Source organism: Streptomyces sp. NPDC058291 (assembly GCF_042880855.1).
Taxonomy (GTDB): Bacteria; Actinomycetota; Actinomycetes; order Streptomycetales; family Streptomycetaceae; genus Streptomyces.
Genome location: NZ_JBHVYK010000034.1, coordinates 62,778 through 77,125, shown reverse-complemented (window position 1 = coordinate 77,125; position 14,348 = coordinate 62,778). Strand labels below are relative to the sequence as shown.

General features: G+C 72.7%; 12 protein-coding genes. 7 read left to right on the top strand and 5 right to left on the bottom strand.

The genetic code is table 11. The annotated features are described in order from the left end of the window. Positions 1–47: 47 nt before the first annotated feature. Positions 48–458 (bottom strand): hypothetical protein, encoded by a 411-nt coding sequence (locus ACFVYK_RS19160; RefSeq protein WP_389775211.1) that lies wholly within the window; start codon positions 456–458, stop codon positions 48–50. A gap of 209 nt (positions 459–667) precedes the next feature. Then, positions 668–1,450 carry a hypothetical protein gene (locus tag ACFVYK_RS19155; protein WP_389775208.1) on the bottom strand — a complete coding sequence of 261 codons (783 nt, stop codon included), beginning with the start codon at positions 1,448–1,450 and terminating at the stop codon, positions 668–670. Positions 1,451–2,001: 551 nt separating this feature from the next. Between ACFVYK_RS19155 and ACFVYK_RS19150 the strand changes: the two genes are divergently transcribed. Both ACFVYK_RS19150 and ACFVYK_RS19145 read left to right on the top strand, forming a co-directional pair. After that, positions 2,002–2,736, top strand: coding sequence for a transglycosylase family protein (locus ACFVYK_RS19150; RefSeq protein WP_389775206.1), 735 nt, complete (start codon positions 2,002–2,004; stop codon positions 2,734–2,736). Between the two features lie 405 nt (positions 2,737–3,141). After that, positions 3,142–3,357 carry an I78 family peptidase inhibitor gene (locus ACFVYK_RS19145; protein WP_389775203.1) on the top strand — a complete coding sequence of 72 codons (216 nt, stop codon included), beginning with the start codon at positions 3,142–3,144 and terminating at the stop codon, positions 3,355–3,357. 186 nt (positions 3,358–3,543) lie between these two features. Here the strand turns inward: ACFVYK_RS19145 and ACFVYK_RS19140 are convergent, their stop codons facing one another. Together ACFVYK_RS19140 and ACFVYK_RS19135 are read right to left on the bottom strand one after the other, a co-directional pair. Then, positions 3,544–4,578: a phosphatase PAP2 family protein gene (locus ACFVYK_RS19140; protein ID WP_389775201.1), complete on the bottom strand. Its 1,035-nt coding sequence runs from the start codon at positions 4,576–4,578 to the stop codon at positions 3,544–3,546. A gap of 206 nt (positions 4,579–4,784) precedes the next feature. Next, a complete protein-coding gene (locus tag ACFVYK_RS19135; RefSeq protein WP_389775198.1) occupies positions 4,785–6,059 on the bottom strand; it encodes a hypothetical protein in 1,275 nt (424 codons plus the stop codon). Positions 6,060–6,327: 268 nt separating this feature from the next. On the opposite strand from ACFVYK_RS19135, the gene ACFVYK_RS19130 reads away from it, so the two are divergent. Both ACFVYK_RS19130 and ACFVYK_RS19125 read left to right on the top strand, forming a co-directional pair. Then, on the top strand, positions 6,328–7,929 hold the full coding sequence (locus ACFVYK_RS19130; RefSeq protein WP_389775195.1) for an MFS transporter: 1,602 nt from the start codon (positions 6,328–6,330) through the stop codon (positions 7,927–7,929). A 246-nt stretch (positions 7,930–8,175) separates the two neighbouring features. Beyond that, positions 8,176–9,366, top strand: coding sequence for an acyl-CoA dehydrogenase family protein (locus tag ACFVYK_RS19125; RefSeq protein WP_389775193.1), 1,191 nt, complete (start codon positions 8,176–8,178; stop codon positions 9,364–9,366). A 42-nt stretch (positions 9,367–9,408) separates the two neighbouring features. On the opposite strand, the gene ACFVYK_RS19120 is transcribed toward ACFVYK_RS19125, so the two are convergent. Continuing rightward, entirely contained in the window at positions 9,409–9,846 is a 438-nt protein-coding gene (locus ACFVYK_RS19120; RefSeq protein ID WP_389775190.1) for a cell division protein SepF, read from the bottom strand. Between the two features lie 322 nt (positions 9,847–10,168). On the opposite strand from ACFVYK_RS19120, the gene ACFVYK_RS19115 reads away from it, so the two are divergent. The 3 genes from ACFVYK_RS19115 to ACFVYK_RS19105 all read left to right on the top strand — a co-directional run bounded on the left by ACFVYK_RS19115 (position 10,169) and on the right by ACFVYK_RS19105 (position 14,289). Continuing rightward, positions 10,169–11,416 carry a DUF5685 family protein gene (locus ACFVYK_RS19115; protein WP_389775187.1) on the top strand — a complete coding sequence of 416 codons (1,248 nt, stop codon included), beginning with the start codon at positions 10,169–10,171 and terminating at the stop codon, positions 11,414–11,416. A 135-nt stretch (positions 11,417–11,551) separates the two neighbouring features. Continuing rightward, positions 11,552–12,151, top strand: coding sequence for an ATP/GTP-binding protein (locus tag ACFVYK_RS19110; protein WP_389775186.1), 600 nt, complete (start codon positions 11,552–11,554; stop codon positions 12,149–12,151). 338 nt (positions 12,152–12,489) lie between these two features. Then, positions 12,490–14,289, top strand: coding sequence for an FAD/NAD(P)-binding protein (locus ACFVYK_RS19105; protein ID WP_389775183.1), 1,800 nt, complete (start codon positions 12,490–12,492; stop codon positions 14,287–14,289). Positions 14,290–14,348 lie beyond the last annotated feature (59 nt).

Sequence of the window (14,348 nt, the reverse complement as noted above, 5' to 3'; positions counted from 1 at the left end):
GCGGCGCCCGGAGTGGGGCGCCGCCCTCCAGCCGTCCGCGGGTCCGCTCAGAACGTCCTGCGCGGGGCCGGCGGAAGCGCCGCCGGGACGTGGTGCATCGCGGTGGGCGCGGGCTGCTGCTGACCGATCGGGCCGACCCGCTGCCACGGCGACTGCTGCCCGATCCCGTGCCGCGCGCTCTGCGCCCCCGCGCTGTAGGCGCTGTACGAGCTGCTGAACGACCCCGGGCGCGGCGCCGGGTAGGAGCCCGTGTGGTACGAGATGTTCCCGAAGGCGGTGAACCCCAGTTCGTCCTCGCCGCTGCGGTCGCCCGGCAGCGAACGGAACGTCTTGACGTACTCGGCGTAGAGCGCGTCGTAGATCGGCGTGGCCGATGGGCCGCCCTGGGAGTCCTGAGCCGGTCGCGCGGACGGGATCGACTGGTAGGACGGGCGGCGGGGAACGTCGTAGGTGTGCACGTATGTCCCAACGACGCCGCACGGGAAGAGATGCGGCACCGGACGGGATGCGACACCGGGGGGCACCGGACGGGATGCGGCGCCGCGGCACGGCTGCCGCCCCGCACGGCGCTGCCGCCCCGCACGGACGGCGCCCTGGACGGATGCGGGGGCGCGGGTCGTGTACGGCGGCGCCGCGCCGTCGACCCCCGGCCCCCGTCCGGGGCGGCTCAGGTTCCCGCGAGCGGAAGGGCCGCGCCGACCAGCTGTCCGTTCGCCGCGGCCTTGTCCAGCGCGTCGCGCAGGAGGTCCTCGCGGGGCTGGCGTCCGATGGCGCCCACCGGCGCCGCGAACATCAGCACCTGCTGGTGCTTGTTGGCCGCGGCCCGCCACCCCTCCGTCACCTGCAACGGCTGGTGCGCCTGCCACCAGGCGATCGGCTGGCCGCCGTTGGACGACGGCTGCAGCACGGCGTGCAGCTGGCCCATCGCCAGCAGCACGGACCAGCCGTGCTGCACCGGCGGCGCCTCGGTGAGTTCGCTCAGCGGCATGAAGCCCTGCTCGATGAGGAGGGGGAGGAAGTCGTCGCCGGCGCCGGTCGTGCCGGGGCGCACGACGGGCGCGGTCGGCTCGACGACCAGGGCGGGGTGCAGCTCCCCGGCGATCAGGACGAGTCCGCTCGTCACGCCGAGCACCGCCTGCTCGGGCACGACCTTGTCCGGGTCGAGGTCGACGGTGTCGCCGCTGATGGAGCGCACCGCGCCCTGCAGCTGCTCCTCGGTCACCTGGACGACCTGGGAGGGCAGGCAGGTGGCGTGGGCGAAGGCGAGGACGGCGGTCTCGTCCCCGATGAACAGGACGGTGCTGGTGTGCTCGTTCTCGGAGTCGCCCGGGGTGCGGCAGGACGTGCAGTCGTAACTGCCCGGGGCGTTGTCTCCGGCGAGCAGCCGGTCGGCTTCTTCGTTGCCGATCTCGGCGCGTACCTCGTCGCTGACGTCGAGCATGCGCGGCACGGTGGCTCCCTCGGATGCGGTGCTGGGGCGAGGCCGGGTGTTTCCGGCTCGTGGTCCGGGTGGGCCCCGGCTCATGAAGATGACAACGGCCGATCTGTGGCGGGAGTCACGCTGTAGAGCGAACGGAATCGAACCGTTCCGCGGGAAGTGTCACGCTGCGTGCGGAATCGATTACTCCACGTCAAGTCACGTGGAGGTCACGACGGTTGGTGCGGTGAGCTGACTCACAGGGCGGTCGCCCTCCTGGTGGATGCATCACGAAAAACAGGGACAAAGTGGTTGGCCGGAATGCGCTGCTACCCAAGGTAACCGTCAACTGGCCTGCGGCGATGGCGACTTGATTGATAACAGGGCGTCAGGTTCCTTAGATTGCTCCGCCGTGTGCAACGAGCACCGCTCGGGAACGTCCGCCGGCCGCGCAGAGCCAGACCGCGCAGAGCCAGACCGCGCAGCATCACCGCCGGCGGACGGGGCTGAGTGCGCCGACCGCGTCCCTGCGCGGCCGCCGCGCCCGGTCAGGGGGAGCCCCGGGTACGTAGAGAGGGATCTACATGTCCGATTGTGCCGATCACCACATCCGCAAGTCGTCGCGCAAGACGGCGGTCCTCGCCGGGGCGGTTCTGCTCGCCCCCCTCGGACTTCTCTCCGCCGGCGGCGACGCGGTGGCGGCCGACAGCGGGGTGTGGGACCGCATCGCCCAGTGCGAGAGCGGCGGCAACTGGCACATCAACACCGGCAACGGCTACTACGGCGGTCTGCAGTTCTCCGCCGGTACCTGGCGCGCGTACGGCGGGACCGCCTACGCGTCGACCGCCGACAAGGCCAGTAAGGCACAGCAGATCTCCGTGGCCGCCAAGGTGCAGAACGCCCAGGGGTGGGGCGCGTGGCCGACCTGCTCGGCGCGCGCGGGAGCGTCCGGCGGCGCGCCGGGGGCCGGCTCCTCCTCGGCAGAGTCCGGCTCGGCCGGGTCGAGCTCCTCGAAGTCCTCGGCCTCCTCGAAGTCCTCGGCCCACAAGAAGTCCACGCGGTCCACGAAGCCGACGAAGGCCGCGCGGTCGACCGGGTCCGGCTCCACGCGGGCCGAGTCCGGGGCGTCGGCGACGCGATCCACGGGACAGACCTCGCGCGGCACCTCCCGTGGCGACTACACCGTCCGCCGGGGCGACACCCTGAGCACCATCGCGGCCCGTAACGGGATGACCTGGCAGCGGGTCTACGCCGGCAACCGGGCCGTCATCGGCGGCGACCCCGACCTGATCGTCCCCGGGCAGCGCCTCACGCTCTGACCCGCTCCCGCTGAGCCGTACGGCGGCCCCGCCCGGTGAGACGCCCGGGCGGGGCCGCCGCCCGCGTACGGAGGATGTGTGGGGAAGTCGTGCATTTCCTATGATCCGTCAGCTGTCGTCCGCTCCGCGGAAACGAAGAGAAGCGGTCTTCCGAAGCGCTTCTCCGACGATTTCCCGACCGGTTATTCGCGTGGGTTGAACCCGTGCCGGAAATTGCGTTCGAATACGCCGGGAAGGGCTCCGGAACCGCTCGTACGTGTGACGGTCCGCTGTGCCCGGATGGCCGAACGGCGGTTGAAACGCGTGTCGGGATCCTGTGACAGAAGTGTGACCGGGGGGTTCCGAATCTCCGGTTCGTGTTCCGTTCGGTGGCCTTCGGGGCGCGACGCGGCCTAGCGTGGCGGTATGGCAGCGAATACCACTCCGCCCGCGGAGCCCCAGGACGATCCGGACGGGTATGTAGGCCTCGAGGCCGGGCAGGCCGAGCGGCTGGCGCGCGAACGCGGGTGGTCGACCGTGCGGTCGCTGGCGCCCGGGACGATCGTCACCATGGAGTACCGCTTCGGCCGGCTGAACCTGGAGGTGCGGGACGGCCGCGTCACCCGCGCCTGGAAGGGCTGAGGCGGCCGCCGGCGGCGCGCACGGCCCCGGTGCGGGCGGCGGAGCCCCTGACGGACGCGGCACGCCCCACGACACGGTCCTGAGCACGGCGAAGGCCCCGGTTCCGGAGGTGGAACCGGGGCCTTCGGGTGCGGGACCGGTTGTGCGTACCGGGGTCCCGCCGTCGTGCGGCGGCGTCCGCCGAGGTCAGCCGCCGGTGAGGGGTCGGGCGCCCGAGGCCGCGGCGCCGCGCGGGAGGCGGTCGGAGTGGGGCGGACGACGGCTGCCGGCCGGGGTGACCGGCGTGCGCTCCGAGCGGGTCGTGTGCGGGCCCGGGGCCAGGTAGACGGGCGAGCGCGGCGCACGGGCCGGGGTGACCGGCTCCCGGGGCGCGGCGGCCTCGTCCTGGGCCGCGGGGTGCTGCGTGAGCGGCACGGGCACCGCGACGGGGGCGGACGGCGCCGGGGCGGCGATCGCGCGGCTGCGACGCTCGCGCAGCCGGTCGCGCAGTGCGAAGATCGAGACCTCGGCGCGGGCGATCAGCGGCTCGCACCAGGGCAGCGCCAGCAGGATCAGCAGCCCGGCGGCCCAGCCGAGCACCACGTCGCTCAGCCAGTGCGTACCGAGGTAGACGGTGGTCAGGCCGACGCCGAGGGAGACGACCGCGGACACCGCGGACAGCCAGCGGCGGGCTCGCGGCGTCGAGGCCAGATACGCCAGGATTCCCCAGGTCACGACCGCGTTGGCGGTGTGGCCGCTGGGGAATATATCGCCGCCCAGGCCCATCTCGTTCGAGCCGATGGTGGTCGCGTAGTGCGGGCCCAGCCGGCCCATGCCGAGCTTCGCGGCCCCGACGGTGATGTTCAGCAGCAGCAGCGAGGCGCCCAGGGTGAGCAGCGGGCGCAGGGTGTGCTGGCGCCAGGATCTCCAGCCGAGCCAGGCGGCGACCATCACGGCGGTGGGGCCGCGCTGTCCCAGGACCACGTAGTAGTCGAGGAAGGCGTGGATCTCGGGCCACTGCTGGTACGGCCGGAAGAACATGACCTGCCAGTCGAGGCGGACCAGCCACGAGGTGACCACCACGAGCCACACGATGGCCAGATAGAAGGCCAGGGTCGCCAGCAGCAGGGCGACCCGGTGCCTGCTCATCTTCGGCACATCGATGTGGGCCGGTCGTTCCGGCTCACGGTCGAGCCTGGCGAACACCCGGTCCAGACGGGTGAGGTTTCGTTCGGTACGCACCTAAACGACGTTACAGCGAGTGAGCTCGCGACCCGGCCCAATCCGCTCGTTTGTGATGACGATGTGATGTGGGATTGCTCTCAGAACGCTGTTTATGCCCATGGAATCGCTAATCGTCGAACGTCGTCCCCTTCAATTCCTTTGATCATTCCTGGCAATAGTTTTAGGAAACGGAGGAATGAGGTTCACCGAAAAGCCGGACCCGATCAGGGGGGACCGGAGCCGTTCAGCCACCACGCCCCGTACACGGCCGAGGCCGTCGCCACGCCGGCCACGACCAGTGCCGCACGGCTCGTGCGCAGCCGGGCCAGGGCCAGCGCGAGCGGCAGCAGCAGCGGGAAGGCCGGCAGCAGCAGCCGCGGCTTCGAGCCGAAGTAGCTCGACGCGCACAGGGCGAGCGCGAGGACCGCGCCGCCGTACACCAGGAGCGCGAGCGGCTGACCCTGCCGCACGCAGACGGCGTACAGCCACAGCAGCAGGGCCACGCCGGCGATCAGCCCCAGGCCGGCGAGGGCGGCGGGGAACGACGTGAACTTGCCGGCGACGAACCGGGCGAAGGCATAGCCGCCGTCGAAGCCGTTGCGCCAGCCCGCCTGGACGTCGAGATAGCCGAGGGCGCCCCCGCCGGTGCGGTGTCCGACCCACAGGACGTATCCGGCGGCACCGAGGGGCGCGAGGAGCATGCCGAGGGCGCGCGGGGCGAGGCGGGGCCGCACGGCTCGCCGATCGCGCCCCCCGGGGGCCTCGGCGGACGGGCCGGGGGCGTGTTCGGGGGCGCGCGCGCCGGACGCGGGCGCTGTGCTGCCGATTCCCGCGAACGAGGCCTCCGCGACGGCCTCGCGGTCCCGGAGGAAGGACGCCGCGCCGGCCGCCCACACCGCCGCGACCACCGCGAGCCCCACCGGGCGGGTCAGACCGGACAACGACGCCAGCGCCCCCGCGGTCACCCACCGGCCGGTGAGCACCGCGTACAGGGACCAGGCGGCCAGCGCGGTGAACAGCGACTCGCTGTACGCCATCGACTGCACGACGCCGACGGGCAGGACGGCCCACACGAGCACCGCGCACACGCCCGCCCGCCGCCCGTACACGTGGTCGGCGACCGCGAAGACGCCCCAGGCCGCCGCGACGGAGGCACACAGGGACACGAGGAAGCCGGAGTCCGCGTACGACAGCGGGGTCGCCGCGTGCAGGAGCCTTTCCAGCCAGGGCAGCAGGGGGAAGAAGGCCAGATCGGAGTGCACGTCCCCGTTCGGCAAACGGATCTCGTAGCCGTATCCCCGCTCGGCGACCCTGGCGTACCAGAGGGCGTCCCAGCGGGCGGTGAGCAGCGTGTACGCGCTCTTGTCGCGGGCGGCGCTCCACAGGGCGAGGCCGAGCAGGCCCAGGGCGCGCACGGCCGCGAACCCCAGGAGGGCGGGGGCCGCCCGGAGCGGAGCCGCGGAGCCGGGGGGCGTCCGGCGGGTCTGGAGTTCGGTCACGGGCTCGATTATCGACGGGGCGCCCGGACCCCGGGGCCCCGAGCGCGGAAGGGGCGCGCCCGGGCGGGGAGGGAGTGGCGTACGCCACACGGGTCGCTCCTGGACGGTGAGATGTCCGCCACGTGGCCCTGGCGCGAACTCGCGTACGCTGCGTGTCACTCGTGTTCGTTTGCGCGGGCCGGAGACCACCGCTCCTCTCCGGCCGAGTCGCGGGGAGTCCCCACCCCGCGAGCCCGCCGGACCGAGGGATCACCTGGGAGGTACGTACATGTCCGGGACGACCACGGCCGCCGCTGGGCTGCGCCGGAGGACGGCCGGGGCCGGTGCCGACCGCTGGGTCGTCCTGGTGGTGCTGTGCGTCAGCCTGCTGCTGGTCGCCGTCGACGCGACCGTGCTCCACGTGGCGGTGCCCGCCGTCACCGAGGACCTGCGGCCCGGCGGTATCGAGCTGCTCTGGATCGTCGACACCTATCCGCTGGTCTGCGCCTCGTTGCTGATCCTGTTCGGCACGCTCGGCGACAAGGTCGGCCGCAGACGGATCCTGCTGCTCGGATACGCCCTGTTCGGCGTCGCCTCCGCGCTGGCCGCGTTCGCCGGGAGCGCGCAGACGCTGATCGTGGCGCGGGCGCTGCTGGGCGTGGGCGGCGCGATGATCATGCCCGCGACGCTGTCGATCCTGCGGCAGGTGTTCCCGGACCGGCGCGAGCGGGCGCTGGCGATAGGCATCTGGAGCGCGGTGGCGGCAGTGGGGGCGGCGATCGGCCCGCTGCTCGGCGGCTTCCTCCTCGAACACTTCTGGTGGGGCTCGGTCTTCCTCGTCAACATTCCGTTGATGCTGGTCAGTCTCCCGGTGGGACGGCTGCTGCTGCCCGAGTCGCGTGGCGCCGGGGACGGCCCCTGGGACGTGGCCGGCGCGCTGACGGCGGCGGCCGGACTGTTCGGCGTCGTGCTGGGCGTGAAGCGGCTGGGCGGCGGGGAGCTGGGCCCGTTCACCGTGGTGCCGCTGGCGGTGGGGGCGGTGCTGATCGTCCTCTTCGTGCGACGTCAGCGGCGGCGGACGCATCCGCTGGTGGACCTGGGGATGTTCGCGCGGCCGGCGTTCAGCACGTCGGTGGCGTGCATCGTGCTGGCCATGCTGGCGCTGGTCGGTCTCGAACTGATCGCGGCACAGTACCTGCAGCTCGTGCTCGGCCTGTCCCCCCTGCAGACGGGGCTGCGGCTGCTGCCGCTGACCTTCGCCGCGATGGCGGCGGGGCTGGCGGGGGCGCGGCTGCTGCGGGGGTTCGGGCCGCGGCGGATGGTGAGCGGGGGGTTCGTGCTCACGGCGGTGGCCGTGCTGGTGCTGACCGCGATGGGCGGGTCGGACAACGCGGGGCTGCTGCTGTTCGCGTTCCTGCTGCTCGGCTTCGGTCTGGAGACGACCTTGTTCGCGGCGTACGAGTCGATGCTGAGCGAGGCCGCACCGGAGCAGGCGGGTGGGGCGGCGGCGATCGGGGAGACGTCGTACCAACTGGGGGCGGGAATCGGCATCGCCCTCCTTGGGAGCGTGATGAACGCCGCGTACGCTCCCGGCCTGTCCTCGGTGCCCGGCGTGCCAGCGTCCGCGTCGGCGGCCGCGGGGCATTCGCTGGGCGAGGCCTATCAGGTGGCCGGGCGGCTGGGCGGACCGGCCGGGGCGGCGCTGCGGCGGGTCGCGAAGGACAGCTTCGTGCACGGGTTGCACGTCACTCTGTCGGTGAGCGCGGGGTTGTTGCTGCTGGGGGCGGTGATGGCGTTGCGGCTGCCGCGGGTGATGCAGTGCGAGGCGTCCTCGGCGGGAGTGGAGCTGCCCGCGCCTCGGGAAGTCGCGCAGTCCCGCGTCTCGGCCTGACCGTCGTCCGTCCGGTCACTCGCCCCCCCCGGAGCCCTCGCCCCGTGCCGGGCGCCCCCCGGAGCCCTCGCCCCGTGCCGGGCGCCTTCCCGGCCCTCGCCCCGTGCCGGGCGCCTCCCCGGAGTCTGCGCCCCGCGCCCCTCCCCCCGGTCGGGACCACTGGACGTGCGGGGTGTGCGGTCGTAGGGTCGGGCTGGAGAGGTTTACTAGCGGTGCTAGTTTTAGGTTTCTGCCGGAGGCTGTCGTATGTCCGCGTCCTCGAAGTTGCCCCCGTTCGACCCCGCCGACCCGCTCGGGATCGACGACCTGCTGGACGTCGAGGATCTCGCGATCCGTGACACCGTGCGCGGCTGGGCGGCGGACCGGGTGCTCCCGTACGTCGCCGAGTGGTACGAGAGCGGGGAACTGCCGGTCATCCGGGAACTCGCCCGGGAGCTCGGCGGGCTCGGGGCGCTCGGGATGTCGCTCAGCGGGTACGGATGCGCGGGCGCGAGCGCCGTGCAGTACGGGCTCGCCTGTCTGGAGCTGGAGGCCGCCGACTCCGGGATCCGCTCGCTCGTCTCCGTGCAGGGGTCGCTGGCCATGTACGCCGTCCACCGGTTCGGCTCCGAGGAGCAGAAGCGGGAGTGGCTGCCCCGCATGGCCGCCGGCGAGGTCATCGGGTGCTTCGGGCTCACGGAGCCCGACCACGGGTCCGACCCGGCCGGCATGCGGACGTACGCCAAGCGGGACGGCTCCGACTGGGTTCTCGACGGGCGGAAGATGTGGATCACCAACGGCTCCGTCGCGGGCGTCGCGGTGGTGTGGGCGCAGACGGAGGAAGGCGTCCGCGGGTTCCTCGTGCCCGCCGGCACGCCGGGCTTCTCCGCGCCGGAGATCAAGCACAAGTGGTCCCTGCGGGCCAGCGTGACCAGCGAACTCGTGCTCGACGACGTGCGGTTGCCCGCTGACGCCATCCTGCCGGAGGTCACCGGGCTGCGCGGTCCCCTCAGCTGTCTGTCCCACGCGCGCTACGGGATCGTCTGGGGTGCGATGGGCGCGGCCCGCTCGTGTTTCGAGACCGCGGTCGAGTACGCGAGGACGCGGGAGCAGTTCGGGCGGCCCATCGGGGGGTTCCAGCTCACCCAGGCCAAGCTCGCCGACATGGCGGTCGAGCTGCACAAGGGGATTCTGCTCGCCCACCATCTGGGGCGGCGCATGGACGCCGGCCGCCTGCGTCCCGAGCAGGTCAGCTTCGGCAAGCTCAACAACGTGCGGGAGGCGATCGAGATCTGCCGGACCGCCCGCACCGTGCTCGGGGCGAACGGGATCTCCCTCGAATACCCCGTCATGCGGCACGCGACCAACCTGGAGTCGGTCCTGACGTACGAGGGCACCGTGGAGATGCACCAGCTCGTGCTGGGCAAGGCGCTCACCGGGCTCGACGCCTTCCGCTGATCCGGCCCGGGGGCCGAGGCGGGGCCGGCGAGCGGCCCTGCCTCAGCTCTGGTTGAAGAAACCGTCCGTCCGATGCGCGGACGGGTCCCCGTTCACGATCTCCGTGTTGGCGGGGCTGAGCAGGAACACCCGGGTGGACACCCGCTCGATCGAACCCCGCAGGCCGAAGATCAGCCCCGCCGCGAAGTCGACGACGCGCTTGGCGTCCCCCGGCTCCATGGCGGTGAGGTTCATGATGACCGGCACGCCCTCGCGGAACAGCTCGCCGATGGCCCGCGCGTCCCGGAAGCTGTCCGGGGTGACGGTGCCGATGCGGCGGCCCTTCTCCTCGGCCGTGTCCGTCGCCACCTTCACGCGCGGGTCGGTGACCCAGGCGTCTTGCGAGTCGGTCCCCTCGGAATAGTCGTCGTCGTAGTAGCGCTCGTCATCGTTGTCGTCGACGAGGCCAAGCCAGGCACTCGCCTTGCGCACCGATCCCATGGACGCCTCCTCTCACAGCGGTTCACAGCGGTCTTTCTGCTTTCCGCATTCCCCATGGTCGTCCATGATGCGGATGTCGCGCCAAGTGGATAGACGCCGCGCGGGGGGTTTGTGACGGTACTGGTGCACAGTCAATACGTCGAGAGCCCGCGTCTCCCAAGGGTCGCACCGCATATGGCTGCTGACTGTGAGTGAAATATGATTCTTCGTGGCGGACGGGTGACGGGCGGTGCGTCCGGGTGAACCGAGTGCCCCGGATCCGGCATGACAATCGGTCGATAGCATGCGGCAGCTCAATGTCCCAAGGACGACGGGGGTTGTCGTGTTCGGAATCGTCAGGCCGTGCAGTCACCGGCTCGGAGAAAGCCTCAAGGCCCAGTGGATGGCCCATCTGTGCGGGCTGTGCCTCGCGCTGCGCGGCGATCATGGGCAGTTCGCGCGGGTCGTCACCAATTACGACGGGCTGCTCATATCGGTTCTGACGGAGGCTCAGGCCGAGCGGGCCGCCGCCGGCGGGTGGCGGCGCACGGCGGGACCGTGTCCGCTGCGGGGCATGCGCACCGCCTCCGTCGCCCAGGGCGAGGGCGCGCGGCTCGCCGCCGCCGTCTCCCTGGTGCTCGCCTCCGCCAAGGTGCGCGACCACGTCGCCGACGGGGACGGGGTGCTGGCGCGGCGGCCGGTCGCCCTCGCCGCGCGCCGGGTCGCCGCGAGCTGGGGGAGGGCCGGAGAACGCGGCGCAGCCGCCGTCGGATTCGACACCGCGGTCCTCGTCGACGCCGTGGACCGGCAGGTCGGCATCGAGGCGCTGGCCGGACCGGGCACCTCGCTGCTGACCGTCACCGAACCGACCGAGACCGCCACCGCCGCCGCCTTCGCGCACACCGCGGTCCTGGCCGGCCGGCCGGCCAACGCCGCGCCGCTCGCCGAGGCCGGCCGCCTCTTCGGGCGGCTCGCGCATCTGCTGGACGCGGTCGAGGACCAGGAGGCGGACGCGGCGGCCGGCGCCTGGAACCCGCTGACGGCCACGCACACCCCGCTCACCGAGGCCCGCCGGCTCGCCGACGACGCCCTGCACGGCATCCGGCTCGCCCTGCGGGACGTCGACTTCGAGGAGGGCGCACTGGCGCACCTGCTGCTCGCGCACGAACTGGGGCGGTCGGTGGACCGGGCGTTCGGGTCACGGTCGTGCGGACACGCGCACGAGCCGGAGGGCGGACACGGGCCGGAGGCCGGGCACGGGGCGCAGGGCGCGTTCGGCCCGCCGACCGGTCCGTACGCCCCGCGCAACCCGGCGGATCCGACCGCCCCCGTGCCGGGCAACCCGTACGGCAACCCCTACGGCGGTGAACCGCCCCGGCCGCAGAAGCGGGGCTTCCTGGCCGGCTGCGCGGTCGCGATCGGACTGTGCTGTACCTGCAAGGTGTGCTGCGCCGACGAGTTCGAGGGCCCCTGGTCGCGCAAGAAGCGCGAGGGCTGGTGCAGCGGCTGCGGCGAGTGCGACTGCGGCTGCTGCGACTGCTGTGACGCGTGCTCGTGCTGCGAGTGCTGCGCCTGCGACTGCTCCTGCTGACGTCCCGTCACCTGCCGTGTCACGTGTGGTGTGCGGCCGGTCATCGTCCGTGGCGGCGGCCCGCGCGGTGAGCGTCGGGCATCCCCGGGACGTATCTCCCGCCGAGGACGCGGACGCTCGAAAGGACGAGGGACCATGCCCGGGCGCTCTGACCAGACCGTGCCGCTCGCCGTGAAGATCGTCGTGAGCGGGGGGCTCGGGGTGGGCAAGACCACCTTCATCGCCGCCGTCTCCGAGATCGAGCCGCTGGACACGGAGGCGCCGATCACCCAGCTGTCGGTGGGCGTCGACTCGCTCGAGGGCGTCGAGTCCAAGACGGCGACCACCGTCGCGCTCGACTTCGGGCGCATCCGACTCGGTCCGGCGATCGCGCTGTACCTGTTCGGGACGCCCGGACAGGACCGCTTCTCGTTCCTGTGGGACGACCTGGTGGAGGGCGCGCTGGGCACGGTCGTCCTCGCGGACACCCGGCGCATCGAGGAGTGCTGCCCCGCCCTCGACTACTTCGAGGCGCGGGGCGTGCCGTTCGTCCTCGCCGTGAACCGCTTCGACGGGGCCGACCGGTTCGAGCTGGACGAGGTCAGGGAGGCGTTGGGCATCGCGGCGGATGTTCCCGTGCTGGAGTGCGACGCGCGGGAGCGGGGGTCCGTACGGGACGTGCTGGGCGCCCTGATGGACCGGGTGATCGGGTTCCGGGCCGCGTCCGGGCGTCAGGCGGTGGTGGCGCGAGGGTGAGGGGGGAGGGGTGCGCGTGGTGAAGACGGGACTGGCGAGGGCGGAACGCGAAAGGCGCCCGCGAACCGGGCGCGCAGGGGGTCAGCTCAACAGGAACAGGACCACACGCGACCGAAGTCGATGTGGGAGCGGGTGACCAGCCACTGCTGCGGATGCATGGGCCAAGTGGAACAGGTCTCCGGTTACCCGTCAACTGATCCGAGACGTACCGCTCACAGTTCGGACAGCCTTGACAGTGAGGGGAAACACCCCCGTACTCTCGCTGCACGGCCCTGCTGAGGGGCTCGGCCGTGTCTCCTGCCCGTGGTGAAGGCCCATCCGTGTCACGGAGCCTTCGCATGCCTTCCGAGCCCCCTGCCGTACCTCCAGCCTCCCCGCCGACGAGACGGTCCCTCGTGATCGTCGGGGCCGGGCCGCGGGGGACCGGTCTCATCGAACGGATCGCCGCCAACGCCCCCGAGCTGTACGCCGGTTCGGCGCTCGACATCCATCTCGTCGACCCGCATCCGCCGGGTGCCGGACGCGTCTGGCGGGCCGCCCAGTCGCCGCTGCTGTGGATGAACTCGCACGCCGAGGACGTCACCATGTTCACCGACGAGACGGTGCAGATGGCCGGACCCGTACGGCCCGGGCCCACCCTGCACGAGTGGGCCGGCCTCGACGGGCGGGTCTTCGCCGACCGGCAGATCCAGGGCGCGTATCTGCGCTGGGTGCACGAGCGGGCCGTCGCCGCACTGCCCCCGGAGATCACCGTGCACCACCACCCGCGGCGCGCCCTGCGGGTGAGCGGCGCGCGGGAGGAGTCCCAGCAGGTGTGGCTGGAGGGCCGGTCCCGTCCGCTGGCCGCCGACCTCGTCGTCCTCGCCCTCGGCCACCTCGACGCCGAACTCGACGAGGAGCAGAGCGCGCTGGCCGCCTACGCCGACGAGTACGGGCTGGTCCACCTCCCGCCGGACTTCACCGCCGACAGCGACCTGTCCGCGCTGGGGGCCGGCGAGACCGTCCTGGTGCGCGGCTTCGGGCTGGCCTTCGTCGATCTGATGGTGCTGCTCACCGAAGGGCGCGGCGGACGGTACGAAGGAGACGTCTACGTGCCGTCGGGGCGTGAGCCGGTGCTGTACGTCGGTTCGCGCCGCGGTGTGCCGTACCACTCGAAGATCGGTTACGACTGGACCGGCGACCGGCCGCCGCTGCCGCGTTTCCTGGGGCCTGCCGAGATCGACGCACTGCTGGCGCGGCCCGGGGGCTTCGACTTTCGGCGGGACGTGTGGCCGCTGGTGGAGAAGGAGCTGGGCTTCGCCCACTACCACCGCCTGTTCACCGCACACCCCGAGCGGACCGCGATCGCCTGGACCGACTTCGAGGAGAAGTACGAGGCCGCCGCGGAGGGATCCGAGCGTGAGGGGCTGGTGGCCTCCGCCGTGCCCGATCCGCGGGACCGGCTCGACCTCGCCGCGCTGGACCGGCCGCTGGACGGGGTGACGTACGGGTCCTTCGAGGAGTTCCAGGACGGGCTGCGCGCCTACGTCGAGAACGACCTGAGCCGCCGTCACGACCCGGGGAACAGCCCCGACCTGGCCGTCTTCCTGGGGTTGCTGTCCGTGTACGGGCAACTGGTCCGGCTCGGCGGCATCGGCTCCGGGTGGCACGGGTTCTTCAGCCACCTCGCCTCCGGACCGCCCGGCCCCCGGCTGCGGCAGCTGCTCGCGCTGTCCCGGGCGGGCGTGGTCAGGTTCCTCGGCGCCGACATGACCGTACGCGCCGAGGACGGCGTGTTCCGGGCGTCGGGCGCGACGGTGCCGGGCTTCTCGGTTCAGGCGCGGGCGCTGGTGGAGGCCCGGCTGCCGGAGCCGACGCTGCGGCGCGCCCTCGACCCGCTGCTGCGCGCTCTGCACACCGAGGGCGCCGACGAGACCCCGGACGGGCTGCTGCGGGTGGACCGCGCGGACGGGCGGGTCCTGGACCGGGCCGGCCGGCCCCACCCGCGGCGGTTCGCCGTCGGGCCGCACACCGACGGACGCACGCCGGGCGCGTTCACCCGACCCCGCACGGGCGGTCCCGCGTTCCGGCAGAACGACGCCACCGCGCGGGCCGCCCTGGTGTTCCTGCGGGACCTCGGCGCCGACGCCGTCGGGTGAACCGGCCCGTCACCACGCGAACGCCTGCCCAGCGCGGACAGATCCGAAGCGCCACAGAA

What these genes read in the sequence shown, in the direction of transcription:
- ACFVYK_RS19150 (WP_389775206.1), top strand. Translation starts at nt 2,002, where the DNA reads ATGTCCGATTGTGCCGATCACCACATCCGCAAGTCGTCGCGCAAGACG.
- ACFVYK_RS19145 (WP_389775203.1), top strand. Translation starts at nt 3,142, where the DNA reads ATGGCAGCGAATACCACTCCGCCCGCGGAGCCCCAGGACGATCCGGAC.
- ACFVYK_RS19130 (WP_389775195.1), top strand. Translation starts at nt 6,328, where the DNA reads ATGTCCGGGACGACCACGGCCGCCGCTGGGCTGCGCCGGAGGACGGCC.
- ACFVYK_RS19125 (WP_389775193.1), top strand. Translation starts at nt 8,176, where the DNA reads ATGTCCGCGTCCTCGAAGTTGCCCCCGTTCGACCCCGCCGACCCGCTC.
- ACFVYK_RS19120 (WP_389775190.1), bottom strand. Translation starts at nt 9,846, where the DNA reads ATGGGATCGGTGCGCAAGGCGAGTGCCTGGCTTGGCCTCGTCGACGAC.
- ACFVYK_RS19110 (WP_389775186.1), top strand. Translation starts at nt 11,552, where the DNA reads ATGCCCGGGCGCTCTGACCAGACCGTGCCGCTCGCCGTGAAGATCGTC.
- ACFVYK_RS19105 (WP_389775183.1), top strand. Translation starts at nt 12,490, where the DNA reads ATGCCTTCCGAGCCCCCTGCCGTACCTCCAGCCTCCCCGCCGACGAGA.